The sequence below is a fragment of the Enterococcus avium genome (assembly GCF_002891025.1).
GTDB lineage: Bacteria > Bacillota > Bacilli > Lactobacillales > Enterococcaceae > Enterococcus_A > Enterococcus_A avium.
Genome location: NZ_NBSL01000002.1, coordinates 2,690,630 through 2,713,740 on the forward strand (window position 1 = coordinate 2,690,630; position 23,111 = coordinate 2,713,740).

Annotated in this window: 22 protein-coding genes; 18 read left to right on the forward strand and 4 right to left on the reverse strand. The window is 35.2% G+C overall.

Annotated elements, in window-relative coordinates; genetic code table 11:
- Nucleotides 1–9 precede the first annotated feature (9 nt).
- The gene (locus AUF14_RS13495; RefSeq protein WP_049222110.1) at nucleotides 10–468 is read left to right on the forward strand and encodes a fructose PTS transporter subunit IIA; all 459 of its coding nucleotides are present in this window, start codon (nucleotides 10–12) and stop codon (nucleotides 466–468) included.
- Nucleotides 465–1,439, forward strand: coding sequence for a tagatose-bisphosphate aldolase (gene lacD / locus AUF14_RS13500; protein ID WP_049222108.1), 975 nt, complete (start codon nucleotides 465–467; stop codon nucleotides 1,437–1,439). Before AUF14_RS13495 ends, lacD begins: the two co-directional genes overlap by 4 nt.
- A 39-nt stretch (nucleotides 1,440–1,478) precedes the next feature.
- Here lacD and argH read toward each other — a convergent pair whose 3' ends face one another.
- Together argH and AUF14_RS13510 are read right to left on the reverse strand one after the other, a co-directional pair.
- On the reverse strand, nucleotides 1,479–2,849 hold the full coding sequence (argH, locus tag AUF14_RS13505) for an argininosuccinate lyase (protein WP_049222106.1): 1,371 nt from the start codon (nucleotides 2,847–2,849) through the stop codon (nucleotides 1,479–1,481).
- Nucleotides 2,850–3,122: 273 nt separating this feature from the next.
- The gene (locus AUF14_RS13510; RefSeq protein ID WP_049222105.1) at nucleotides 3,123–4,334 is read right to left on the reverse strand and encodes an argininosuccinate synthase; all 1,212 of its coding nucleotides are present in this window, start codon (nucleotides 4,332–4,334) and stop codon (nucleotides 3,123–3,125) included.
- Between the two features lie 351 nt (nucleotides 4,335–4,685).
- Here AUF14_RS13510 and rplM point away from each other — a divergent pair, with 351 nt between their 5' ends.
- The 6 genes from rplM (at nucleotide 4,686) to AUF14_RS13540 (ending at nucleotide 8,804) form a co-directional block, all read left to right on the forward strand.
- Nucleotides 4,686–5,114: a 50S ribosomal protein L13 gene (rplM, locus tag AUF14_RS13515; RefSeq protein ID WP_192935230.1), complete on the forward strand. Its 429-nt coding sequence runs from the start codon at nucleotides 4,686–4,688 to the stop codon at nucleotides 5,112–5,114.
- A gap of 15 nt (nucleotides 5,115–5,129) precedes the next feature.
- Nucleotides 5,130–5,522 carry a 30S ribosomal protein S9 gene (rpsI, locus tag AUF14_RS13520; RefSeq protein ID WP_010744355.1) on the forward strand — a complete coding sequence of 131 codons (393 nt, stop codon included), beginning with the start codon at nucleotides 5,130–5,132 and terminating at the stop codon, nucleotides 5,520–5,522.
- A 157-nt stretch (nucleotides 5,523–5,679) separates the two neighbouring features.
- Nucleotides 5,680–6,999: an IS91 family transposase gene (locus tag AUF14_RS13525; protein WP_102866031.1), complete on the forward strand. Its 1,320-nt coding sequence runs from the start codon at nucleotides 5,680–5,682 to the stop codon at nucleotides 6,997–6,999.
- A 16-nt stretch (nucleotides 7,000–7,015) separates the two neighbouring features.
- Nucleotides 7,016–7,168: a hypothetical protein gene (locus AUF14_RS13530; RefSeq protein ID WP_225844263.1), complete on the forward strand. Its 153-nt coding sequence runs from the start codon at nucleotides 7,016–7,018 to the stop codon at nucleotides 7,166–7,168.
- A gap of 153 nt (nucleotides 7,169–7,321) precedes the next feature.
- Entirely contained in the window at nucleotides 7,322–8,626 is a 1,305-nt protein-coding gene (locus tag AUF14_RS13535) for an IS91 family transposase (RefSeq protein WP_071879978.1), read from the forward strand.
- Entirely contained in the window at nucleotides 8,604–8,804 is a 201-nt protein-coding gene (locus tag AUF14_RS13540) for a hypothetical protein (protein ID WP_040005624.1), read from the forward strand. The genes AUF14_RS13535 and AUF14_RS13540 overlap by 23 nt, the downstream gene beginning before the upstream one ends.
- 87 nt (nucleotides 8,805–8,891) lie before the next feature.
- On the opposite strand, the gene AUF14_RS13545 is transcribed toward AUF14_RS13540, so the two are convergent.
- Nucleotides 8,892–10,112 carry a tyrosine-type recombinase/integrase gene (locus AUF14_RS13545; protein ID WP_102866087.1) on the reverse strand — a complete coding sequence of 407 codons (1,221 nt, stop codon included), beginning with the start codon at nucleotides 10,110–10,112 and terminating at the stop codon, nucleotides 8,892–8,894.
- Nucleotides 10,113–11,029: 917 nt separating this feature from the next.
- Here AUF14_RS13545 and AUF14_RS13555 point away from each other — a divergent pair.
- Nucleotides 11,030–11,770, forward strand: coding sequence for a metal ABC transporter ATP-binding protein (locus AUF14_RS13555; protein WP_002297292.1), 741 nt, complete (start codon nucleotides 11,030–11,032; stop codon nucleotides 11,768–11,770).
- 91 nt (nucleotides 11,771–11,861) lie between these two features.
- On the opposite strand, the gene AUF14_RS13560 is transcribed toward AUF14_RS13555, so the two are convergent.
- A complete protein-coding gene (locus AUF14_RS13560; RefSeq protein WP_002297293.1) occupies nucleotides 11,862–13,049 on the reverse strand; it encodes an IS110 family RNA-guided transposase in 1,188 nt (395 codons plus the stop codon).
- 321 nt (nucleotides 13,050–13,370) lie between these two features.
- Between AUF14_RS13560 and AUF14_RS13565 the strand changes: the two genes are divergently transcribed.
- From AUF14_RS13565 to AUF14_RS13605, 9 genes are all read left to right on the forward strand, one after another.
- The gene (locus tag AUF14_RS13565; protein ID WP_002297294.1) at nucleotides 13,371–14,213 is read left to right on the forward strand and encodes a metal ABC transporter permease; all 843 of its coding nucleotides are present in this window, start codon (nucleotides 13,371–13,373) and stop codon (nucleotides 14,211–14,213) included.
- Nucleotides 14,210–15,160, forward strand: coding sequence for a metal ABC transporter substrate-binding protein (locus AUF14_RS13570; protein WP_002297295.1), 951 nt, complete (start codon nucleotides 14,210–14,212; stop codon nucleotides 15,158–15,160). The genes AUF14_RS13565 and AUF14_RS13570 overlap by 4 nt, the downstream gene beginning before the upstream one ends.
- A gap of 14 nt (nucleotides 15,161–15,174) precedes the next feature.
- The gene (locus AUF14_RS13575; RefSeq protein ID WP_002297302.1) at nucleotides 15,175–15,408 is read left to right on the forward strand and encodes a metal-dependent transcriptional regulator; all 234 of its coding nucleotides are present in this window, start codon (nucleotides 15,175–15,177) and stop codon (nucleotides 15,406–15,408) included.
- A 330-nt stretch (nucleotides 15,409–15,738) separates the two neighbouring features.
- Nucleotides 15,739–16,323, forward strand: a complete 585-nt coding sequence (locus AUF14_RS13580) for a TetR/AcrR family transcriptional regulator (RefSeq protein WP_071621209.1) — start codon at nucleotides 15,739–15,741, stop codon at nucleotides 16,321–16,323.
- A 129-nt stretch (nucleotides 16,324–16,452) separates the two neighbouring features.
- A complete protein-coding gene (locus AUF14_RS13585) occupies nucleotides 16,453–17,121 on the forward strand; it encodes an energy-coupling factor transporter transmembrane component T (RefSeq protein WP_016180773.1) in 669 nt (222 codons plus the stop codon).
- Between the two features lie 10 nt (nucleotides 17,122–17,131).
- Nucleotides 17,132–18,547 (forward strand): ABC transporter ATP-binding protein, encoded by a 1,416-nt coding sequence (locus AUF14_RS13590; protein ID WP_010715021.1) that lies wholly within the window; start codon nucleotides 17,132–17,134, stop codon nucleotides 18,545–18,547.
- A gap of 17 nt (nucleotides 18,548–18,564) precedes the next feature.
- Complete coding sequence (locus tag AUF14_RS13595) at nucleotides 18,565–19,134, forward strand: MptD family putative ECF transporter S component (RefSeq protein WP_002302405.1); 570 nt, start codon at nucleotides 18,565–18,567, stop codon at nucleotides 19,132–19,134.
- A gap of 109 nt (nucleotides 19,135–19,243) precedes the next feature.
- On the forward strand, nucleotides 19,244–20,998 hold the full coding sequence (locus tag AUF14_RS13600; RefSeq protein WP_002297309.1) for an ABC transporter ATP-binding protein: 1,755 nt from the start codon (nucleotides 19,244–19,246) through the stop codon (nucleotides 20,996–20,998).
- Nucleotides 20,982–22,724 carry an ABC transporter ATP-binding protein gene (locus AUF14_RS13605; RefSeq protein ID WP_102866088.1) on the forward strand — a complete coding sequence of 581 codons (1,743 nt, stop codon included), beginning with the start codon at nucleotides 20,982–20,984 and terminating at the stop codon, nucleotides 22,722–22,724. The genes AUF14_RS13600 and AUF14_RS13605 overlap by 17 nt, the downstream gene beginning before the upstream one ends.
- The last annotated feature ends 387 nt before the right edge of the window (nucleotides 22,725–23,111 follow it).

Here is a 23,111-nt window from a genome sequence, read left to right on the forward strand (position 1 = left end):
GAGTACATGATGGGGATCATTCAAGAAGAAAAAATATTTTTAAATCAGTCTTTGACGACACAAAAAGAAGTCTTTGAATTTTTAGCCAATCAAGCGGTAGAGACGGGGATCTCAGCAGATGAGAAGCAAGTCTATCAAAGAATAATAGAAAGAGAAAATGAAGGCACTACCGGAATGATGGATGGCTTTGCCATTCCCCATGCGAAAGATCAATCGATCAGCGAGCCAAGCATTCTCATTGTTACATTAAATCAAGGAATTGAATGGAATAGTTTAGATGGACAATTGATCGACTTTATTATTGCGCTATTTATTCCAGACACAGAAGCAGGGACCACACACTTGAAATTATTATCCGCGGTCGCACGATTATTGATGCGCAATGAAGTGACTGAAAAACTAAAAGCTGCGCAATCAAAAGCGGAAATTGCGACACTACTAAATGAAAAAATAGGTGAAAATGAATGAAGACAATCAGTGCAGGAAAGAAAAAATATCTCGATCAGCTAACGAATGAGAATGGTGTTATCGGGGCTTTGGCGATTGATCAACGGGGCGCTTTGAAGAAAATGATCGGTAACTATAAGGAAGCGACAACGGATGATGTAATCAAATTCAAAGAGTTGGTTTCTCAACAGCTCACGCCTTATGCTTCAGCGATCTTATTGGATCCGGAATACGGTTTGCCAGCAGCAGAGGTGCGCGACGCCGAATGCGGTTTGCTTCTGGCTTATGAAAAAACTGGCTACGATGCGACAACACCGGGGCGCTTGCCTGATGTATTGAATGTTTGGTCAGTGAGACGTTTGAAAGAGGCTGGGGCAGATGCTTGTAAGTTCTTACTCTATTATGACGTGGATGAACCAGAAGAGATCAATGAACAAAAACGTGCGTACATGGAACGAATCGGCTCAGAATGTACAGCAGAAGGTATTCCATTTTTCTTGGAGATTGTTTCTTATGATGCAGAGATCGCAGATGCGACTTCCCAGGAGTATGCTCAAGTAAAACCACGTAAGGTGATTGGCGCGATGCAGGAATTTTCACAGGAACGTTATCAGGTTGATGTGTTGAAAGTTGAAGTGCCGGTAAATATGAATTTTGTTGAAGGGTTTGGCGAAACAGTTTGCTATACACAAGCAGAAGCAGCGGCGTATTTTAAAGAACAATCTGATGCAACCGAGTTGCCATTCATTTTCTTGAGCGCTGGTGTTAGTGCCGAGTTGTTTCAGGAAACGTTACGTTTTGCGAAGCAGTCAGGTTCAACCTTTAATGGCGTATTATGCGGCAGAGCAACCTGGGCGAATGGCGTCGAACCATTTGTGAAAGAGAGCGAAGAAAAGGCAATTTCTTGGCTATCTGAACAAGGGAAACAAAATATCATAGAATTAAATGAAGTTTTAAAAGAAACCGCAACCTCGGTTTATACAAAGGCATAAGCAAAAGGACTGTCCATTGCGGATAGTCCTTTTAACACTTTATAAGGCTGTTTTAGCTAGTTCGATTTGCTTTTTGACTTGGTCGAAACCAGTTCCGCCTAATGAATGGCGGCGAGTAACTGCTGTTTTTGAAGCTAGCGTATCATAGATGTCTTCTTCGATCACCGGATTGATGGCTTGATATTCTTCTAATGAGACGTCTTGCAGGTAGATTCCTTTTTGCGTACACTCCAATACCAACTTTCCAACAATCTCGTGTGCTTGGCGGAAAGGAATGCCTTTTGTCGCTAAATAATCAGCTAGTTCTGTCGCATTTGAAAAATCTTTTTCTGTTGCGTCGTGCATGATTTGAGTGTTGACGGTCACCGTATCGATCATCCCAGTCATGATATCTAAGCTTGTCGCTACGGTGTGGACCGTGTCAAACATGCCTTCTTTATCTTCTTGCAGATCTTTGTTATAAGCCAGCGGTAAGCCCTTAATTACGGTGAGCAAGCCAATTAAATCACCAAATACTCGTCCTGATTTGCCGCGGATTAATTCCGCCATATCGGGATTTTTCTTTTGAGGCATGATCGAGCTGCCCGTTGAAAAGGTATCGGTCAGTTCGACAAATTTAAATTCATGGCTGCACCATAATATGATTTCCTCACAAAAACGTGAAAGGTGCATCATTAAAATCGAACTATTGCTTAAAAATTCTAAAATGAAGTCACGATCACTGACGCCATCAAGGCTATTCATGTATAGGTCGCTGAAGCCTAGCTCATCTGCGGTCATCTGACGATCAATTGGGAATGTCGTACCAGCTAAAGCTGCACAGCCTAACGGTGAGATATCCACACGCTTCATACTTTCCTCCAAACGTGCCTGATCACGTGTCAGCATGCCATAATAGGCCATTAAGTGATGCCCAAAAGAAATCGGCTGAGCATGTTGCAGGTGAGTGTAGCCGGGCATGATTGTTTCGACATGCTCTTCAGCTTTATTAACTAAGACCGCTCTGAAATGGTGGACTTTCTCAATAATCTCAGTTAGATGTTCCTTCAAATATAAATGCATATCTGTCGCAACCTGATCGTTTCGGCTGCGAGCAGTGTGGAGTTTTCCAGCGACAGGTCCAATCTCGTCATGAAGCATTTTTTCCAAGTTCAAATGAATGTCTTCATTTTCAATCGTAAAGGTCAGTTCATCCTTCGCAGCTTTTTCTGCTAATATATTGAGACCCGTAGTGATTTGTTGCGCTTCTTCTTTTGTGATGATGCCCGTTTCGCCGAGCATTTTGACATGTGCTAAGCTGCCGGTAATATCTTGTGTTGCTAATTGCTGGTCAAAGGGAATCGAAGCACCAAAAGCGTCGATCCACGCTTCGTTTTTTCCATCAAAACGTCCGCCCCATAATTTTGCCATTGTTTTATCCTCACTTTTGTCTATGGATTTTTAACAAAAAAGACCGTCGCAACGGTCTTTTTTCAGCGCATATCTCGCGCTTTTCTTTTAGGGAGGAGGCATCTTTTCAGATACCTCAGGATGAAAACATTGCTGGTTTCCTTATTTCCTGACCGGAAAAGAAACTCTCCTATGAGCAATGGCAAGATGTGAAACCGGACGGCCTTATTTACCGGCAAGTAAAAGCCGCCTCACATCTGGTTTCTCTTGCACTTTCATGATTTCAAATTTTTCTTATTGTACAGTGGTCTGTTTGTTTTCAGCTTGCACTTCAGCATTTACTTTGGTTGGCAAGCCCCATAGTTTTATGAAGCCGATTGCTGCTTCTTGGTCGAACGTATCGGCAGATGTATAAGTCGCCAAATTTTCGTTGTATAAGCTGTTGTCAGATTTACGTCCTTCAACGATCACATTGCCTTTGAATAATTTCACACGGAGTACGCCGTTCACGTCTTCTTGTGATTGCTTCAAGAATGCGATCAAGGCATCCATCGTTGGATTGAACCACAGACCATCGTAGATCATTTGGCATAATTGCTGCTCGATAACTGGTTTGAAGTGCGCCATCTCACGAACAAATACTAAATCTTCTAATTCTTTATGGGCCTTCATCAATACTTCTGCACCTGGGCATTCGTATACTTCCCTTGATTTGATCCCAACCAGACGATTTTCAATATGGTCGATTCTACCAATGCCATGTACACCTGCGATGGTATTTAGCTTCATGATCAATTTAGCTAATGATAATTCTTCTCCATCTAATGCAGTTGGTACCCCTTTTTCAAACGTGATCTCAAGGATCGTTGGCTTATCTGGTGTATCTTCTAGTTCAGCAGTAATCGCATAGGCACCCGCTGGCGGAGTTGCCCACGGATCTTCTAGGATGCCGCATTCGCAGGCACGTCCCCATAAATTTTGGTCAATTGAATAAGGATTATCCAAATCCGCTGGAATCGGTACTCCTTTTTCAGCTGCATAGTTGATTTCTTCTTCCCGGGACCATTTCCATTCACGGACCGGTGCAATGATCTTCAAGTTCGGATCAAGAGCGGCGATGGAAACTTCAAAACGGACTTGGTCATTTCCTTTACCAGTACATCCGTGAGCAATTGTCGTTGCGCCTGTTTGGTGAGCCAATTCAACTAATTTCTTTGAAATCAACGGACGAGACAAAGCAGAAACTAGCGGGTAAGAATTTTCGTAGTATGTATTGCCTTGCAATGCGACTAAAACAAAATCTTGCGAGAACTCCTCGCGGGCATCAATTGCATAGGATTCTGTTGCCCCAACCTGCAATGCTTTATTTTTAATAAATTCGGTGTCGCGACCTTCGCCAATGTCCAAACAGCAGGCAATCACGTCGTAGCCTTCGTCGACGAGCCATTTGATTGAAACCGAAGTATCTAAACCACCTGAGTATGCTAAAATCACTTTTTCTTTCATCCTGATTGCTCCCTTATCGCTTTTTCATTAAATTCTAATTAATGTGTTGAAGTCATATTAGCATCGTAAAATACAAAAAGCAAGCACTTTTTAAATATTTATGCAAAATATTTTTGAAAATACGTTTCTTTATTCATTTTGACCTGTATAAAAGAAAGGATAGTGAATAGTAGAAGAAGTTAGAGAAAATGAAAATATTTTGCGTTTTCAAAGAGAAAAACATTGACATGGCAAGGCTTTGCAAGTATTATGGTAAATGGTATTGTTTGCCCCACGAGAGCCCCGGAAACTCAAGTGTTTGTCAAACATTCGAAATCGAAATTGGAGGAAAAAAACGTGCGTACAACATATATGGCTAAGCCAGGCGAAGTAGATCGCAAATGGTACGTAGTAGACGCAACTGATGTTCCTTTAGGACGTCTTTCAACAGTTGTTGCATCAATGCTACGCGGAAAAAATAAACCAACATTCACACCACACATTGACACTGGTGATTTTGTAATTGTAATTAATGCAGATAAAGTTAAATTGACAGGTAAGAAAGCAACTGACAAGATTTACTACCGTCACTCAAACTTCCCTGGTGGATTGAAATCAATCTCAGCAGGCGAAATGCGTGCTAAAAATTCTCGCCGTTTGGTCGAAACTTCTGTTAAAGGTATGCTTCCTAAAAACACTTTAGGTCGCGCTCAAGGCATGAAACTTCACGTTTACGGTGGAGCAGAACATCCACATGCAGCACAACAACCAGAAGTCTTAGACATCACAAACTTAATTTAATAGGAGGGAAATTCATTGGCACAAGTTCAATATAGCGGCACAGGCCGTCGTAAAAATGCAGTTGCTCGCGTACGTTTAGTACCAGGAACTGGTAAAATTACTGTAAATAAAAAAGACGTTGAAGAATATATCCCACATGCTGACCTACGTTTAGTAATCAACCAACCATTTGGTGTTACTGAAACAGCTGGTTCATATGATGTATTCGTAAACGTAAACGGTGGGGGCTACGCAGGTCAAGCCGGCGCTATCCGTCACGGTATCTCACGCGCTTTATTAGAAGTAGATCCTGATTTCCGTGCACCATTAAAACGCGCTGGATTACTTACTCGTGATTCACGAATGGTTGAACGTAAAAAACCAGGTCTTAAAAAAGCTCGTAAAGCTTCACAGTTTTCAAAACGTTAATATTCTTTGTATATCAATGTTTCAAGACACTTTTCAATTATTTGGAAAGTGTCTTTTTTTAACAGTAAAGAAAGTATAAAAAGTTAAGGGCTAAAAAGGCTGCACTACCAGTCTTTTAGCCCTTTTCATTTTGTTTTTGAACAAGTAAAATATTACTATGAAAGCGAATATTCTCGAAGCAATCTTTTTTGACGAACACCATAATTGGGATAACTTTGTTGAGAAATACGGGCGAAAGATTCGGCTAGTCGTCAAACGGGAAGTAAACAAGTTTAGATATTGTGGAGATATTCAAAAAGGATACCGACTGTTTGTCTGCGAAGGATGTCATCAAACAAAGTTTGTTCCCTTGAAATGTCGTGGAAAGTTCTGTCCAACGTGTGCAACAGGTGAAAGCCAAAGTTGGTCAGCGGTTGTGGCGAATGATATGTTTAAAGTGACACATCGGCACGTAATCTTTACGATCAATGAGGGGTTACGGGAAATCTTTATGATGGAAAACTATCGAGATTCCTTACTGAAAGGACTAATGGATGAAGCCGCAAAAATTATTCTTGCCTATTTTGAGAAAAGAAAGGTGAAGGCAGGTATAGTAGCTACAATCCACACCTTTGGATCAAAACTAGAATTTAATCCGCATGTTCATATGGTTGTTACTATGGGTGGCTTAACAAGAGATGGAAGTTGGGAAGAATACGATTATTTACCTTTTTCTATGTTAAGAAAATACTGGAAAAATGCTGTATTGAAACTAATTAGACGAACGTTAGGTGAGTGGGACAAGCAAAGAGTTCAATCAAGATTACAAGCTGCGTACAAGAACAATGGAGAAGGGTTTTACGTAAATGCTCCTAAAAGGAGCAGGACAAATCTAAAGTCACTACTCCAATACATCAGTCGTTATATGAAGCGTGGCCCGATCGCATTAAGCCGAATCTTAATGTATGATGGCGACACTGTCATGTTCAACTATATGGACAAACGAACGAATACTAAAGAGACGATGACCATGAGTATAGACGAATTCATAGCTGCACTGATTCGCCATATTCAAAATAAGAATTTCAAAACGATTCGTCGCTATGGAATCTATAGTCGTAGAATCAAAACATTAATGAAAAAGGTCATGAAGGAGTATCAGAAACGAGTAAAAAAGCGGTTTATCAATCTGAATGAGGCCTTAAGACCAAAATCCTGGGAAGAAAGAATAACCGAAGAATTTGGTGAAAATCCCTTAGAATGTTCTTGTTGCGGTGAGTACTATGAATTCGTTGGGATGAGTGTGCGCAAAAATGGAAGGTTAGTTATTAAATATGCGAAAGATAACCATGCAAAGCGGTTTATGCGAGAGGAGAATCGAAAAATTGACCAAAAAGAATTCAGGCAACAGTATGAAGAAGAAAAAGAAAAAACTTTTAAAGCAATTCGCTGGGATTGGGAACGCCAACGTGAAATTTATATGTCTAAGTTGTGGTGAAAAAGAATCAATCCCAATGGATGTAGTAAAATTTTTAGATGATGCAGATATTGCAAATGATCCGAACAATCCTCCCCAATTTACCTGTGAAAAATGTGGGAAGGAGATGTATCCAGAATATTATAGAAACGCCCTTGGAATAGAGTTTAAGATCAGTGATCTTCAATAAGAAGGTTAATCATACAAAAAGTCCACCGGAGAATTCATTCTCCGGTGGTTTTCTTAACATTAAAGGAAGTATAACATTTTAAGCGGTCAAAGGATTGATACATCAATCTTTTGACCGCTTTTCATCTGGTCTTTTTCCTATTAAACTGGAGATATGAAACCCAATATTTTACACGCCATTTTCTTTGATGAATATCAAAACTGGGAGAAATTCAATCAAAGGTACACAAGAAGGATTCGATCCGTTGTGAAAAGAGAAGTGAAGAAGTTTCGCGATTGTGGTGACCTTAAAAAAGGTTATCGTCTATTTGTCTGTGAAGGATGCCATGATGTAAAGAAAGTGGCTTTTCGTTGTAAAGGGAAATTTTGTCCAACTTGTGCAACTGGGGAAAGTCAACGGTGGGCAGAGGTTGCGGCGAATGATCTGTTTACAGTGACGCATCGACACGTCATCTTCACGATCGATGAAGGTTTACGTGAGATTTTTCTGAAGGAGAAGTATCGTAAGGAGCTTTTAAAAGGATTAATGGATGAAGCTGCACGGATACTATTAGATTTTTTTAGAAAGCACCATATACAAGCTGGGGTTGTGGCAACACTCCACACCTTCGGTTCTCAGCTAGAATACAATCCGCATGTTCATTTAGTCGTCACCATGGGTGGACTGACGAAGGATGGAAAATGGAAGGACTATGACTATTTTCCGTTCGCAATGTTGAGGAAATATTGGCAGAATGCGGTCCTAAAGCTCATTCGAAGAACCTTATCCCAATGGGATAAGGCACGAGTCCAGCCGCTTTTACAAGCGGCGTACACGAAAAATGCAGAGGGTTTTTACGTGCATGCACCCAAAAGGAGCCGAACTTCTCTCAAAAAGATATTAGAATATATCAGTCGTTATATGAAACGTGGTCCCATTGCTTTAAATCGTATCCTTTTGTACGATGGGAAAATAGTGATGTTTCAGTATCATGATAAACGAACTAACACGGATAAGATAAAGACGATGTCGGCAGAGGAATTTATTGGTGCACTGATTCGTCATATTCCAGAGAACCAGTTCAAAACAATTCGTAGATACGGCATTTATAGTCGGCGGATCAAGACAATCATGAAAAAAGTATTAAGTAATTACCAGAAAGAGATTCAACGAATGCTTGTGAATGTGAAGAAAGCACTTAAACCAAAATCATGGTGTGAACGAATAGCCGAAGAATTCGGAGTAAATCCATTGGAATGTACTAGATGTGGCGAATATTATGAATTTAGTGGAGTTAGTGTGTCTAAAAATGGACGACTTGTAGTGAAATATGCGAAGAATAAAGAATCGGAACGATTCATGCGAGAGGAGAATAAAAAAATTGGGGAAGAAGCATCGAAACGTAAGTATGAAAAAGAAAAAGAAGCAGCTTTTAAAAAACTTCGATTCCAATGGAGTGGTTCATTACATTTGTCTTGAATGTGGGATAAAGGAAAAAATTCCAAAGGAAGTAGTTCAATTTTTGGATGCAGGAGATGTTGCATTTGATCCTGAGAACGCTCCGCAATTTGATTGCGAAAAATGTGGTGGAGAGATGTATCCAGAATACTATAAGAACGTACTTGGATACGAATTTAGAATCAGTGATCGACAATAAAATGATTTATCTAAACAAAAAGTCCTCAGGAGCGGTTTTCTCCTGAGGTTTTCTTAGTTTAAGAACACATTCGAGAACACATTCATCCTAGTTCTTTAATCCTTTTTGAAATGCTTCGAAAACAGTCTTATCAACTACATCTGGTGTGTTTACGTATATCTTTGTAGTAGAAATATCTGAGTGTGTTAAAGCATTAGATATTTGATTCATATTTGCTCCGCCTTGTCTAGCTATAGTTGCATAGGTATGACGAAGCTTATGTGGAGATAAATGAGCCAATTCAGGATGTCGTCTTTTAATTGAATTGATTCGATAGTTTAGGTAATCAGCGTGAACAGGGCAATTTACTTCTCCGGATGGTTTAGTATAGGTAAAGAGATACTGATCTGGTGTTTGATTAATTTTTAATCTCAACAATTGCTCAGTTTGCACTGATTTCCATTTGCTTAGTAATGCCATTACAATTTCGGGTACTTGAATTACGGTATCCTTTCGACCTTTTGTAAATTTCTTTTTTTGATATTTATCCAAAGCATGTTTAAGGCGAACCGTTTGTTTCTCAAAGTCGATATATTTCCATTGCAAAGCATACGTCTCACTTTTTCTATCACCAAGATATAGGGTAAGCATGAAAAGAGTATAGTCATGAAGAGTAAGCAAGTGATTATTCAAGTCAGTGTTTACTGCTTCTATCCAAGCAATAAGCTCTTCTGACGATAATGCTTGATTACCTTCCCGTATCCTTCTTTCTTCTAAAGCAATTTTTTTAGGTGCAGTGATACATTGAATAATTTTGGTAGTTCGGTTAAATTCAATATAATTTAGTATTTCTGCAATATCAAACATAGAACGGACATATCCTTTGATAATTTTTATATTTGCGTATTCTTTCGATTTTTTTGTTAATTCATCTGATATTATCTCAGTATTTGAATTTAGATAGTTCATTGCATACTCACCAAACATTGGAAGGATGTGCAATCGGAATATATCTTTAGTATTACTAATTGTTACGTAACTTGGAGCTCTTTTTGATCTAGTAGTCTGACCTAGTTCATATCTAGGAAGCCATTTTGATTCATAGAATTCCTTAAATTTTATTTTTCCTTTTAATTCTAGTGAATTTGCATTCTCCTCTCTTAAAACTGTTTCAATTTTCCTTTTCATTGCATTTTCGGCTTTAATAGCCAATTGCCTAGTTGGAAATACTTTTTGATACTTTTCTGATGTAATTCCAGTGATTTCTCTGAATTTTTTTGGATACCTCAGATTAGTTTTATATTTCCCATTTGAAAGTTTTGTAGGCAAAATTCCTCACTCCCTTAAAAAGTAAGGCAGTATATTTCGCTATTCTTAGTATATGCGGCGAGAAGAAATTTTCAAATTGTTTTAAATGTATTCATAAAATCTTTGATATCCTCTATGTCAAAGCGAACTATACCGTCAATTCTGATTACTGGAAAATTATATATACGAATCCACTTATCTAAAGTATTATTATCAATTCCTAGAAACTCACAGGTTTGTTTTTTATTCAAGTAGACTCTCAATTTTATAAAATCATCTCCTAAAAAAGATTAGAATTTTTGAATTGCTTTGGGTAAGCACATAGGAATTTCACCTCTCCCCAGTTTACGGCGAGCCTTACGGAAGTATCATTATTTGCTGCTATTGTCATGGCATTTTGTTTTCCCAGAACAAAAAGAAATCTCTAAGTATTTGTCGCTAATCAGGTCATGGCGTACTTGAGTTTCTAGCTCGAATAGCAGGGATCGTTATTCAAAAATTGTATTTAATTGTCAATGATCAAAAATAGGTTTTTTCCTATTCACTATTAATAACGATAAACATGTATAAAAAGACACACTACGAAAAAAGTTAAATGGAGTTTACTGATTTTCATATTTGTATATGGAACAGACATAGTCTTGAATAATTTTTATAAATGTTTTGATGCTTATCAACTTATTCAACCCGCTATCCACTTTAAGTATAATTTTTCCATACGCCAATAAAGTAGTTTTAGGAGCATGTTCTCATTTGAGAACGCTCCTTTTTTATATATTTTGAAAGCTACTTACTATACGCGTAGTTTCAAATAGTTTTGTCATTCTAATCTTCAGCAACAGAAAAAAATCTAAATTATAAAATTTAGGGTTGACTAAAATATAATTTTTGTATACCATATGATCGTGATAATCATTATCATTTAGAAGGAGAAAGTTATGTTAGAAGTGAAAAAGCTTAATGTTTGTTATAACGATTTTTTAGCATTGAACGAGATTTCTTTAAAAATACAAGAAGGTGCTTTAACAGGTATTATTGGTCCAAATGGTGCTGGAAAATCTACATTGCTTAAAGCAATGTTAAATATTATCCCTCATCAGGGAGAGGTCTCCATTAATAATGAAGATATCAATAAAAAACTGGTGAAGATTGCATATGTAGAGCAAAAAGCTGATATTGATTTTACTTTTCCAATAAAAGTAAAAGAATGTGTATCTATGGGAACATATGCCGGAATGAAAGTTTTTCAAAGAATTAAAAATGCAGAATGGCAAAGAGTTTCAAAGGCTTTGGAAAAGGTCGATATGGGAAAATATTCTAATCATCAAATAGGAGAATTATCTGGAGGACAATTTCAACGTGTACTTTTAGCAAGATGTCTTGCTCAAAATGCGGATTTCATATTTTTAGATGAACCATTTGTAGGGATAGACTTAGTTAGTGAACGAATAATTATGGATACGTTAAAAGAATTGAAACATCAGGGAAAAACAGTGCTAATTGTGCATCATGATTTAAGCAAGGTAAAGAAGTATTTTGATAATATTATTCTTTTGAATCGAAATCTAATTGCTCACGGAAGTGTAGAATCTGTATTTAATGAAGAGAATTTAAAAAAAGCCTATGGAGATACTATATTTATTGGAGAGACTAACTATATAGAGTCAAGTAAAAATTAGCCAAATCAAAAAATATTTTATAACAGATAATTCCGAAAAAAGGGTACAACAAATAAGCTTCTTACCATTAGTTTTTTTGAATGTTCAATAGCTAATCAGAAACAATTATATAAGGCTCGTTTTTAGTCAAAATAGCATGAATCACGTAACAAAGCTTACGAGAAACCGCACCTAAGGCAGTTAGATGATGTTTTCCTTCGGAAACTTTTTTCTGGTAAAACGCACTAAAAACAGGATCACATTGAGAAGCTACTAAAGCCGCCGAAAACAAGGCTTTTCGCAAATATGGAGACCCTCGTTTACTCATAACATTATGCGTTGCCTCATATTGCCCTGATTGTGTCACGGAAGCGTCTATCCCAGCGTAAGCAACGAGTTTTTTCGGGTTAGAAAATTTTTGAATATCTCCGATCTCACCAAGAATAGTCGCACCGTTTATAGGACCAATTCCAGGAATTGTGAGAATAACAGAATTTAAAGTGTCCATTATGTGCTTGATTTCTCTTTCCGTTTCCTTTATTTGGCTTTCAATGAATTTTAATTGTTCAATCATTGAACGTAGTTGGAAGGTGAACGCTTCTTGAGCAAATTTTACTCCAAAGGAGTTAGAAGCTGCTTGCTTCAATTGGTCCGCTTTTTCTGCCTTGATTCGGTTCCTGCTTAACTCAGCTAAGTATTGGGCCAAAGTTTCTGAGGAAATGTTTTCTAAGTCGATCGGGGCACTAAACGCCAGCAATAACTCTTTAGAAGCTTTTCCGAAAACGCCCTGCTTGGTAAAAATCGTCGCGTATTCTGGAAAGACTTGATCCAATACGGCTATAATTTTTCTTTTGAAGTCGCTCGCTGTACCTACTAAATAAGTTCGGTAACGAGAAAGTTGTTTCAAAGAAAAAACATTTTCATCGGATAAGACCGTTTCGACAAATGAGCCATAGCGCATTAAGTCAGCAATCAAAACAGAATCAATAATATCGTTTTTTCGTTTCCGTATTTCTGTACCTTTACGCCATCCGTCTGTTTGAAGGGGATTCACAACGTGAATCAAATAATCTGATTCGTGAAGGTATGAAAAGATGGACAGCCAATAGTGCCCCGTGGCTTCCATCCCTATAACAAAGTCACTGGGTGCTCCGGAATAGTCGACCATTCGCTCAATTAATGACTCTGCTCCTTCAGTGGTGTTAGGAAATGAAAAACCTTTTAGTAATACCTTTCCTTCCTCGTTCATGATAGAAGCAACGTGAGTGCGTTTACCGATATCAATGCCTAAAAAGTACATGTATATCTGACCTTTCAAAAAAAGAATTTTGGATTGAAATCCACTCAACTGAAAAGCGTCACTACCTTGTACGAGATACGGAGTAAAGTAAGGACTTTCAACATCTAACTCATACGCAATCCACTTATCAGAGAGAGGAGCCAGTCTCTCGAGTGCGGGTTCAATGACCCAAGGGGGGAACGGCTTAGCCTCTCAATCCAATAAATATATTATCTCAAAAGAAATGAGTTAATACCAAATTAAAATAACGATGGTTCATAGGGTTATCCAATCAAAACCGGAAGGTTAAAACCCTAACTCTAATATACAAGGGGGAATAATATGCTTCAAAATTTTATTAATGGTCTGTATGACTTTCACTTTTTACAGAATGCTCTAATTACATCTGTAGTTATAGGGATTGTTTCTGGAACAGTAGGTTGTTTTATTATTTTAAGAGGAATGTCTCTTATGGGTGATGCTATTTCTCATGCTGTTTTGCCAGGAGTAGCAATTTCTTATATTTTAGGTATTAATTTTTTTATTGGTGCGATTGTATTTGGTCTATTAGCTTCTATCATTATTACTTTTATAAAAAGCAATAGTGTAATAAAAGGAGATACAGCAATTGGTATTACTTTCAGTTCTTTTTTAGCATTAGGAGTTATCCTTATAGGAGTTGCAAATAGCTCAACGGATTTATTTCATATCTTATTTGGAAATATTTTAGCTGTACAAGATATTGATAAGTGGATTACAATTGGCGTTTCTGTTTTAGTGTTGGTTACAGTTGTTCTATTTTTTAAAGAATTATTAATCACTTCTTTTGATCCATTAATGGCAAAAGCAATGGGGATGAATGTCAGTTTTTATCATTATCTATTAATGATTCTATTAACTTTAGTAGCAGTAACAGCTATGCAAAGTGTGGGAACTATATTAATTGTTGCAATGTTAATTACACCAGCTGCTACAGCATATTTATATGCAAACAGCTTAAAAACTATGATATTTATTTCGGCGACAGTCGGAGCGTGCTCATCATTGCTAGGTTTGTTCATTGGTTATAGTTTTAACATAGCAGCAGGATCAAGTATTGTTTTAACAGCGGCATTCTTATTTGTAATTAGTTTTCTAATCTCACCAAAACAAAAATTTTTAAGAAAGAAGGAGAGAAAGTTATGATGAGAAAATGGAAAGCAGTACTGGGAAGTCTGGGGATTTTGATTGCTCTTTTTATATTCGGGGCATGTTCAACAAATAGTAAAGACAAAGATACAGTGGCTTCGAACGAAAAATTAAAGGTAGTAGTTACTAATTCGATTTTAGCAGATATTACTGAAAATATAGCAAAAGATAAAATTGATTTACACAGTATCGTACCTATTGGGAAAGATCCCCACGAATATGAACCTTTGCCTGAAGATGTTCAAAAAACTTCAAAAGCAGATTTGATTTTTTATAACGGTGTTAACTTGGAAACTGGAGGAAATGCTTGGTTTACAAAATTAGTAAAAAATGCGAACAAAGAGGAAAACAAAGACTATTTTGCAGCAAGTGATGGCATAGATGTTATTTACTTAGAGGGTCAGAGTGAGAAAGGGAAGGAAGATCCTCATGCTTGGTTAAATTTAGAAAACGGTATTATTTACGCTAAAAATATTGAAAAACAGTTAGCGGAAAAAGATCCTGATAATAAAAAATTCTATAAAGAAAATCTAGATAAGTATATTGAAAAATTGGATTCTCTAGACAAAGAAGCTAAATCTAAATTTGCTTCAATTCCGAATGATAAAAAAATGATTGTTACAAGTGAAGGATGCTTTAAATATTTCTCGAAAGCGTATAATGTGCCTTCTGCTTACATTTGGGAAATCAACACTGAAGAAGAAGGAACACCAGATCAAATAAAACACTTAGTTGAAAAATTACGCACAACAAAAGTTCCCTCCTTATTCGTAGAAAGCAGTGTGGATGATAGACCAATGAAAACAGTATCAAAAGATACCAATATTCCTATCTATTCAACGATTTTTACTGATTCAATTGCAGAAAAAGGACAAGATGGTGATAGTTACTATGCGATGATGAAATGGAACCTGGATAAAATTGCTGAAGGCCTTTCGAAATAATTTGGAGGGTAGGTATGGTACAAATTAAAACGACTACTATACTAATTTATTTACTAGCAATTCAGGAATTATCAAAAAGAAAAAAGAAATTAAAAAATAATGATTTAGCAAAAGTTCTAAGTGTTAGTCCAGCATCTGTAAGTGAGATGCTGGCTAAACTTAGATATGAGGACTATTTAGATATAGGATTTCAATTAACTGATAAAGGGAAAAAATTTATTGACGATTACAAAAAAGGTTTTAAGTAAAAGACTTTATTTTTAGGGAGGATAAGAAAATGGCTATTGGAGTGATTATGATAGGACTTATCCTAATAGCTGGATATAATTTTTTTAAATCTTTCTCGGATTATTTTAGAAAAGGTGAATGATTTAGATGAGTCTATTAATTCTTGTAGGATTGCTTTTTGTATCAGTTATTCTGCTCTTTCTCATTAGTTTAGCTCTAAGGAATGAGTTCAGTAATAAACGTTAACGATTGAAACTTCAAGTCCTGTGTAAGATAATAAAGTTAATTCATCTTATTAGGAGGAAGTACCCATAGAAACCAGAGATTATATTATAACTCACCAAAAGTTAATAGAAAGTGGACTAAGCCATTTTGAAAAAGAAGGATTTCAGCAAACTAAGATAAGGCAACTGTGCTTGACCGCAGGCGTAACTACGGGTGCTTTTTATAAACATTTTACTTCTAAGGAAGCGCTATTTGAAGAAATTATTCAGCCGCATATTAATGCGCTTATTAACATGTATAATGAAGAGTTTGCCAAATACCTCTTAAACTTAGAAAATATAGATATAGAGAAAAGTTGGAGAGAGAACTTCAATGAATTAGATCCATTTATTAATTATATTTTTGAGAATAAACGTATATTCGATTTGGTTTTATTCCAATCAGCTGGAACCAAATATCAAGATATTGTTGAAAAAATTACATCATTTGTGACAAAAAAGACAGTCTGTTGTCTAGATAAGTTAAAGACTATCGGAATGATCAATCAAAATTTAGTCTTTAATGAAGAAGAAATCCACTTCTACATTTACTCATTCTACGCTACATTCTATGATATATTGAAGCATAGCTATTCAAAAGAAAAGACTATGCTATTAACCAGAAGATTGTATCAATTTTCTGTTCCTGGGTGGATTGAATTACTGAGTTAATTAAAAAAAGCTTGCATTGAGAATTGTTCTCAGTTATGCTTTTTGATAAGATCGCACTGTTATCTGAATAACGGTGCATTTTTATCAGCTTAAGATAACAGTGCGATCTTATTTTTTGGAGGTGAAAGAGTGTCAAAAATCAATCCGTTAACCTTGATTACTTTAAATATTTTTTTCCCAGTCATTATTTTTTTAGGAAAGGGAAATATATTTCAAGTGGGGTGTTTCATTATTGCTACAGTTTTAGTATTGATGTTTCGTAAAATAAAGACATGTATTTATTTCATCTTGATTTATTCAGTTCTGTTTTTAGCAATGAAAATTATTGATGCTATCAAGATAGAGTTTTTTACTATTTTTTTTGGGACATCCTTATATATTGTATTTCGAATGTTGCCGGTCGTAATGATTTCATGGTTGTTGGTTAGTGTCTATACTAGCAATGAATTATTATCCTCTTTAGAAAAAATACATTTACCGAAAAAAATAATGTTAAGTATTACAGTAGTGATCAGATTCTTTCCGACTTATCGTTCTGAAATAAGAATGATTAAAGAATCTTTAAAAATGAGAAACATTCGCTTGTCTTTTTTTCAGCCTCTGCAATATTTGGAATTTCTGTTAGTTCCCGTTCTTATACGTGCAACTATGATTGCTGAAGAAATGACCGCTAATGCAATAACAAAGGGGATAGGATCTCCTGTGAAAAGAAGTTCTTACTATAAAACAAACATGAGCTTATTAGACTATATCATCCTGTTTTCCGTTACTATTTTTTTCTTAAGTATTTTGATTTGAGGTGAAAGAATTGTTTGAATTTAACAATGTTTCTTTTTCATATAAGGATGTTAAGGAACAAGCGCTTGTTGACCTTAATTTTTCAATAAAAAAAGGTAGTCTTACATTGATTACTGGTTCTTCTGGGAGTGGGAAATCCACACTATTAAAGTTAATGAATGGACTTATTCCAAGACTTTATGACGGAAAATTGGTTGGGGAAATTTTATTTGAAAATAACTCGCTACAATCCTTAACACAAGAAAGTATATCAAAAAATATTGGCTACGTAAGTCAAGATCCTAGAGGACAATTCTTTACAACAAATACAACGAGTGAGTTAGTATTTTCGATGGAAAACTTTGGATTTACAAAAGAGCATATGGATAAAAGAATCAATGAATTAGCTGAATTATTAGATCTTTCAAATATATTAGATAAAAACATTTTTTCGCTATCAAGTGGTGAACGGCAGAAAATTTCTATTGGATGTAGTTTATCGCTAAACTCTAAATTAATTATATTGGATGAACCGTCTTCAAATTTGGACTTCAAAGCGACTAAGAAACTTGCTGACTTACTTTGTGATTTAAAAAATAAAGGATTTACTATTGTTATAGCTGAACATCGTTTTTATTATTTGAAAGAATTAATTGATCAAGTTCTATTTGTTAAAAATAGAACTGTAAAAACTACAACTATTCAGTTGTTAAAAACTGAAAACAATAACGCATTAAGGAAATTTGACATTTTTAATAGTTCGATTGAAGTTCCCTATATCGAAAAGGCAAGTGCAGATGTATTAAAAGTTGAAGAAATTACTTATGAAAATATTCTAAAAGACATAAATTTTGATGTCAAAGTTGGAGATGTTATTGGTTTGGTAGGGAAAAACGGTGTGGGGAAAACAACCTTACTAAGAATACTCATGAAGATTATTCGCCCTACCAAAGGAAAGATAATCGAAAATAAAAAAAATTTGTCATCGCCGTTTTTAGTAATGCAAGAAATGGATTACCAATTTTTCACAGAATCAGTGAGGAGCGAGCTAGCCCTGGGGAATGAAATAGTTAGTAAAGATCAGCAAGAAAAAATTTTAAAAAAAATGGAACTTTATAAAATGAAAGATCAATTACCGTTTGATTTATCCGGTGGAGAAAAACAAAGATTATTGGTTTCTATAGCTTCATTGTCAAAAACTAATTTATTTCTATTTGATGAACCTACAAGTGGGTTGGATTATATCAATATGGAAAGGATTGCTGACCTTATTAAAGACTTAAAAGAAAAGGGTGCAGTAGTTATAGCCACTCATGATCCGGAATTTCTTTATAAAACATGCAATAGAATTATTTATTTAAAAAATGGTGGAATAAAAAAAGATATAAAACTTAGAGTAGAAGATTCAACTTTGATAGAACAGATTTTTAATGACATAACGAAATAGAATTGAGGAGAATATATATGAAAACAAAAGATTATATTTTTATTGGTTTAGCTACAGTTATTTCCCTAGTAATTTACTTTTTTTCAATAATGGTTAGTAGTATTGGTGGGGCGTTTGGTCACAGCATATCCCCAGGGATTTTTGGATTATTATCTGGAATCATATTTGTTTATATTAGCTATAACTACCCTAGAAAAGGAATTTTTACTATTTACACAATTGTTTTATTGTTATTTTTTACGTTAATGGGCGGGGCGTACTTACCTTGGTTTATCAGTTCGATTAGTATGGCGATCTTAGCTGATATTATTCTATCTGTATTTGGATATGATCGAGCAATTCCTCAAGTTGCGTCTTGGGCTCTAATGCAATTAGGCAGTGCTGCCGGACAGTGGATTCCTATATGGTTCTTTACAGATCGTTTTCGTCAAGATTGGATAGATAAAGGACAATCTGCTGCAACAATGGATGCAATGATCCACTACGCGGTGGGTATATGGGGAATTATTTCAGTGTTAGTTGTAGCAAGTTTATCTATGATTGGTGTATTGATTGGAAGAAAAGTCTTAAAAAAATACAAAAAATAGAACGTAGTTTACCTTCTATCTGTTTGTACATCTCTAATTTACGCTATTACGGAAAGCATTAACAGTTGTAAACGAATAAGAGAAGAAATTGAATGCGGGGGAGGAAAAAATGAAAGTATACAAAAAATTATTTAGTTATGTCCCTAAAATGAAATACTACGGATGGTTAGCCACTTTATTTTCTGATTTTTCTGTCGTATTAACAGTCTATGGATATTACAGTATTTACAAATTTCTTCAGTCTCTAATTATTGTAGGAGATGAATATTTAGCTAAGAGTTATGCGGTTCAAACTGTTGCTTGGTTAACTTTAGGAGCTTTATTTTATATTTTTTCTGGCTTATTTTCTCATATCCTTGGGTTTCGCTTAGAGACTAATTTGAGAAAAAAGGGAATTAGCGGTTTAACAGAAGCAAGTTTTCGTTTTTTTGATTTAAATTCTTCGGGATATATTCGAAAGACAATTGATGACAACGCGGCTAAAACACATATGGCAATTGCTCACTTGATTCCAGATAGTGCTCAAGCCATAGTAACACCTGTTTTATCAGTTGCCTTAGGCTTTTTCATTAACTTTAAAATTGGATTGGTTCTAATCGCCATGTTAGTAATTGGTGTATTCTTGTTAAAGAAAATGACAGAGAATACAAATTTTATTCAAAAATATCAAGAATCGTTAGATGTGTTAAGCTCTGAAACGGTAGAATATATCCGCGGAATTCAAGTTATAAAGATATTTGGTGCTAAAGTAACATCATTTAAAGCCTTGAATAAAGCAATTAACGATTATGCTAAGTTTGCATATAAGTATTCTTTGAGTGGGAAAACACCTTTTGTTCTTTTTCAATGGCTATTTTTTGGCATAGTTTGCATTTTGATAGTTCCTATAACCTTTTTTATAACTTCTCTTACCACTCCCAAGATCTTAGCTGTTGACTTGTTGATGTTGTTTTTTTTAAGTGGAATTATTTTTGTTTCTTTCATGAGAATAATGTATGTAAGTATGCACTTGTTTGAAGCAAGATATGCAGTCGAAACACTAGACTCCCTTTATTTAGAAATGAAGCAAGACCAACTAAAATATGGGAACGAGACACAGATTAAAAATTGTGACATTGCATTTGAAAATGTCAGCTTTTCATACAAAGAAGAGTGTGTTTTAGAAAATTTCAACTTAGTTTTAGAACAAAAAAGAATTTATGCATTAGTAGGAAAATCAGGAAGCGGAAAGAGTACGATAGCTAAACTAATTTCAGGTTTCTACAATGTGGATAAGGGACAGATTAAAATTGGTGGTAAGCCTTTAAATCACTATTCAAAAGACACAATTATTAACACAATTGCTTTTGTCTTTCAAGATACGAAACTATTCAATCAGAGTATTTACGATAACGTTTCTATAGCAAATCCTCAAGCGCCAGCAAGTAAAGTATTTGACGCGCTAAGATTAGCCGGTTGCGAATCGATTTTAGAAAAATTTCCCGAAAGAGAGCATACCTTAATTGGTAGTAAAGGAGTTTATCTGTCAGGAGGAGAAAAACAACGTATAGCTATTGCCAGAGCAATTTTAAAAGATGCAAAGATTGTTATTATGGATGAAGCCAGTGCATCTATTGATCCAGATAATGAGTACGAACTACAAAAGGCTTTTCAATATTTGATGAAAGAAAAAACAGTTATTATGATAGCTCATCGATTATCCAGCATTAAATCTGTAGATGAAATTCTTGTCTTGTCAGAAGGAAAAATAGTAGAACGTGGAAATCATAATGAATTAATGGCTAAACATCGAGTGTATAAACAATTGGTCACTAATTATGAGAATGCAAATGATTGGAGGCTTGACAATGAAAAATTTTTATAAAAAAAAATTTGCTTTAACTGATCAGGGCGCAGAAGCTTTAACTAAAGCTTCTATTTCTAGTTTTTTTGTATACTGCATTAATATGGTACCAGCATTCATTATAATGATGCTGATAGACGAATTAGTTTTAGAAAATGCAAAGCCCCGTTGGCTTTATTTTGCAGTATCGTTTGTTACTTTGCTTTTCATGTATTGGTTGTTAGATAGGGAGTATGAAAACTTATATAATAGTACTTATAAAGAAAGTGCGCATTTAAGAGTGCAAATTGCAGACGATTTGTCAAATTTACCATTATCCTATTTTTCAAAACATAATTTATCAGATTTATCTCAAACTATCATGTCTGACGTTGAAGGTATTGAGCATGCGATGAGTCATGCAATACCTAAAGCCGGCGGTATGGCTCTGTTTTTCCCTTTTATTTCAGTGATGCTTTTGGTTGGTAATGTCAAAATGGGATTAGCTGTTATTTTGCCAACGTTATTTAGTTTTGTCTTAATCTTGTTATCAAAGAAATCCCAAACGAAAGCCAATACTAAATATTACGATACTTTGAGAGAAAACTCGGAAGAATTTCAAGAAACTATTGAATTGCAGCAAGAGATTAATAGCTTTAATCTATCTAAAAAAGTTCAAGACAGACTTTTCAAAAAAATGGAAGAGAGTGAAAGGATTCATTTAAAGGTAGAATTAAGTACTTTTTCAGTCATGGCCTTATCCTCTATTTTCTCATATGTTAGTTTAGCAATAGTCATTCTAGTAGGTGTTCACTTACTGTTAACGGGTGAAGTGACTATACTCTACGTCGTTGGTTACTTACTAGCCGCAATAAAAATAAAGGATTCCTTCGATTCTATGAAAGAAGCAGTGCTTGAAATATTTTATTTAGCTCCTAAAATACAGCGAATTAGAGCTATGAAGGAAACCAGTATCCAAGAGGGATCAGATAGTCCTCTGAAATCTTTTGACATTGAGTTGCGAGATGTCTCTTTCTCATATGATAACAATACCCCAATTTTAGATCATATCTCTTTTACGGCTAAACAAGGAGAAGTGACTGCGTTAGTAGGTGCTAGTGGTTCCGGGAAAACTAGTATCTTGAAATTAGTGTCTAGACTGTATGATTATGATGAAGGCTGTATTTTAATTGATGGGTATGATATTAAACGTGTATCTCCAGCTTCTTTGTTTAGCAAAATCGCTATTGTTTTTCAAGAGGTAACTTTGTTTAATACAAGTATTTTGGAAAATATACGTATTGGAAATAGTCAAGCGTCAGATGAGGAAGTGAAAAAAGCAGCTCGTTTAGCTAACTGCGAAGACTTTATTGAAAAACTACCTGACGGTTATCATACATTGGTCGGAGAAAACGGAAGTTCACTTTCTGGAGGAGAGCGACAACGCCTATCCATAGCACGGGCTTTTTTGAAAAATGCGCCAATTTTAATTTTAGATGAAATTACTGCCAGTTTAGATGCGGAAAATGAAAAACGTATTCAGGAAAGTTTAAATCGTTTAATACATGATAAGACAGTACTAATTATATCGCATCGCTTGAAGTCTATTGAAAAGGTAAATAAAATTGTAGTGATGGATCAAGGAAAAGTAGTTGATCAAGGTACTCATAGTGAGTTGTATCGAAGGTCAGAAATATACAAAAATCTCATAAAGAAAACTAAACTATCTGAGAAATTCGTCTATGAAAAAGAAGCTCAATCACGATGATGAAATAGGCTTTAAATTAACCTACAATTTTTGGGATATAGTTATAATTCTTTTTCAAAAAGAATAATTTTATTAAACAGCATCTAATTTTGAATACACGAAAGAATCAGTATGATTGAATTAGTTCACTTAATGTATATTCTTATAATATAAGGAATAATCAAAGTTTTAAAAAATTGGCGATAAACCAGTTAAACATAAAAGATTGAATAAAAAGTTATAGTTTCTTTCATATTGCCGTTTTAAGTAGAGGAAAAGCTACTTAAAACGGTATTTGTGTTTGATTGGACTAATAAAAGTGAATTCTTATTTTTCAGAGCTTAAACTGCATATTCTTTTAAATGATTTGATTATCTCTATGTACCGATAAATTCGTTTTCAAATAGT

Bases quoted from the DNA above. Each gene is read 5' to 3' on its own strand.
- AUF14_RS13495 (WP_049222110.1), top strand. From the start codon at position 10: ATGGGGATCATTCAAGAAGAAAAAATATTTTTAAATCAGTCTTTGACG.
- lacD (WP_049222108.1), top strand. From the start codon at position 465: ATGAAGACAATCAGTGCAGGAAAGAAAAAATATCTCGATCAGCTAACG.
- argH (WP_049222106.1), bottom strand. From the start codon at position 2,849: ATGGCAAAATTATGGGGCGGACGTTTTGATGGAAAAAACGAAGCGTGG.
- AUF14_RS13510 (WP_049222105.1), bottom strand. From the start codon at position 4,334: ATGAAAGAAAAAGTGATTTTAGCATACTCAGGTGGTTTAGATACTTCG.
- rplM (WP_192935230.1), top strand. From the start codon at position 4,686: ATGGCTAAGCCAGGCGAAGTAGATCGCAAATGGTACGTAGTAGACGCA.
- AUF14_RS13525 (WP_102866031.1), top strand. From the start codon at position 5,680: ATGAAAGCGAATATTCTCGAAGCAATCTTTTTTGACGAACACCATAAT.
- AUF14_RS13530 (WP_225844263.1), top strand. From the start codon at position 7,016: ATGGATGTAGTAAAATTTTTAGATGATGCAGATATTGCAAATGATCCG.
- AUF14_RS13535 (WP_071879978.1), top strand. From the start codon at position 7,322: ATGAAACCCAATATTTTACACGCCATTTTCTTTGATGAATATCAAAAC.
- AUF14_RS13555 (WP_002297292.1), top strand. From the start codon at position 11,030: ATGTTAGAAGTGAAAAAGCTTAATGTTTGTTATAACGATTTTTTAGCA.
- AUF14_RS13560 (WP_002297293.1), bottom strand. From the start codon at position 13,049: ATGTACTTTTTAGGCATTGATATCGGTAAACGCACTCACGTTGCTTCT.
- AUF14_RS13565 (WP_002297294.1), top strand. From the start codon at position 13,371: ATGCTTCAAAATTTTATTAATGGTCTGTATGACTTTCACTTTTTACAG.
- AUF14_RS13570 (WP_002297295.1), top strand. From the start codon at position 14,210: ATGATGAGAAAATGGAAAGCAGTACTGGGAAGTCTGGGGATTTTGATT.
- AUF14_RS13575 (WP_002297302.1), top strand. From the start codon at position 15,175: ATGGTACAAATTAAAACGACTACTATACTAATTTATTTACTAGCAATT.
- AUF14_RS13595 (WP_002302405.1), top strand. From the start codon at position 18,565: ATGAAAACAAAAGATTATATTTTTATTGGTTTAGCTACAGTTATTTCC.
- AUF14_RS13600 (WP_002297309.1), top strand. From the start codon at position 19,244: ATGAAAGTATACAAAAAATTATTTAGTTATGTCCCTAAAATGAAATAC.
- AUF14_RS13605 (WP_102866088.1), top strand. From the start codon at position 20,982: ATGAAAAATTTTTATAAAAAAAAATTTGCTTTAACTGATCAGGGCGCA.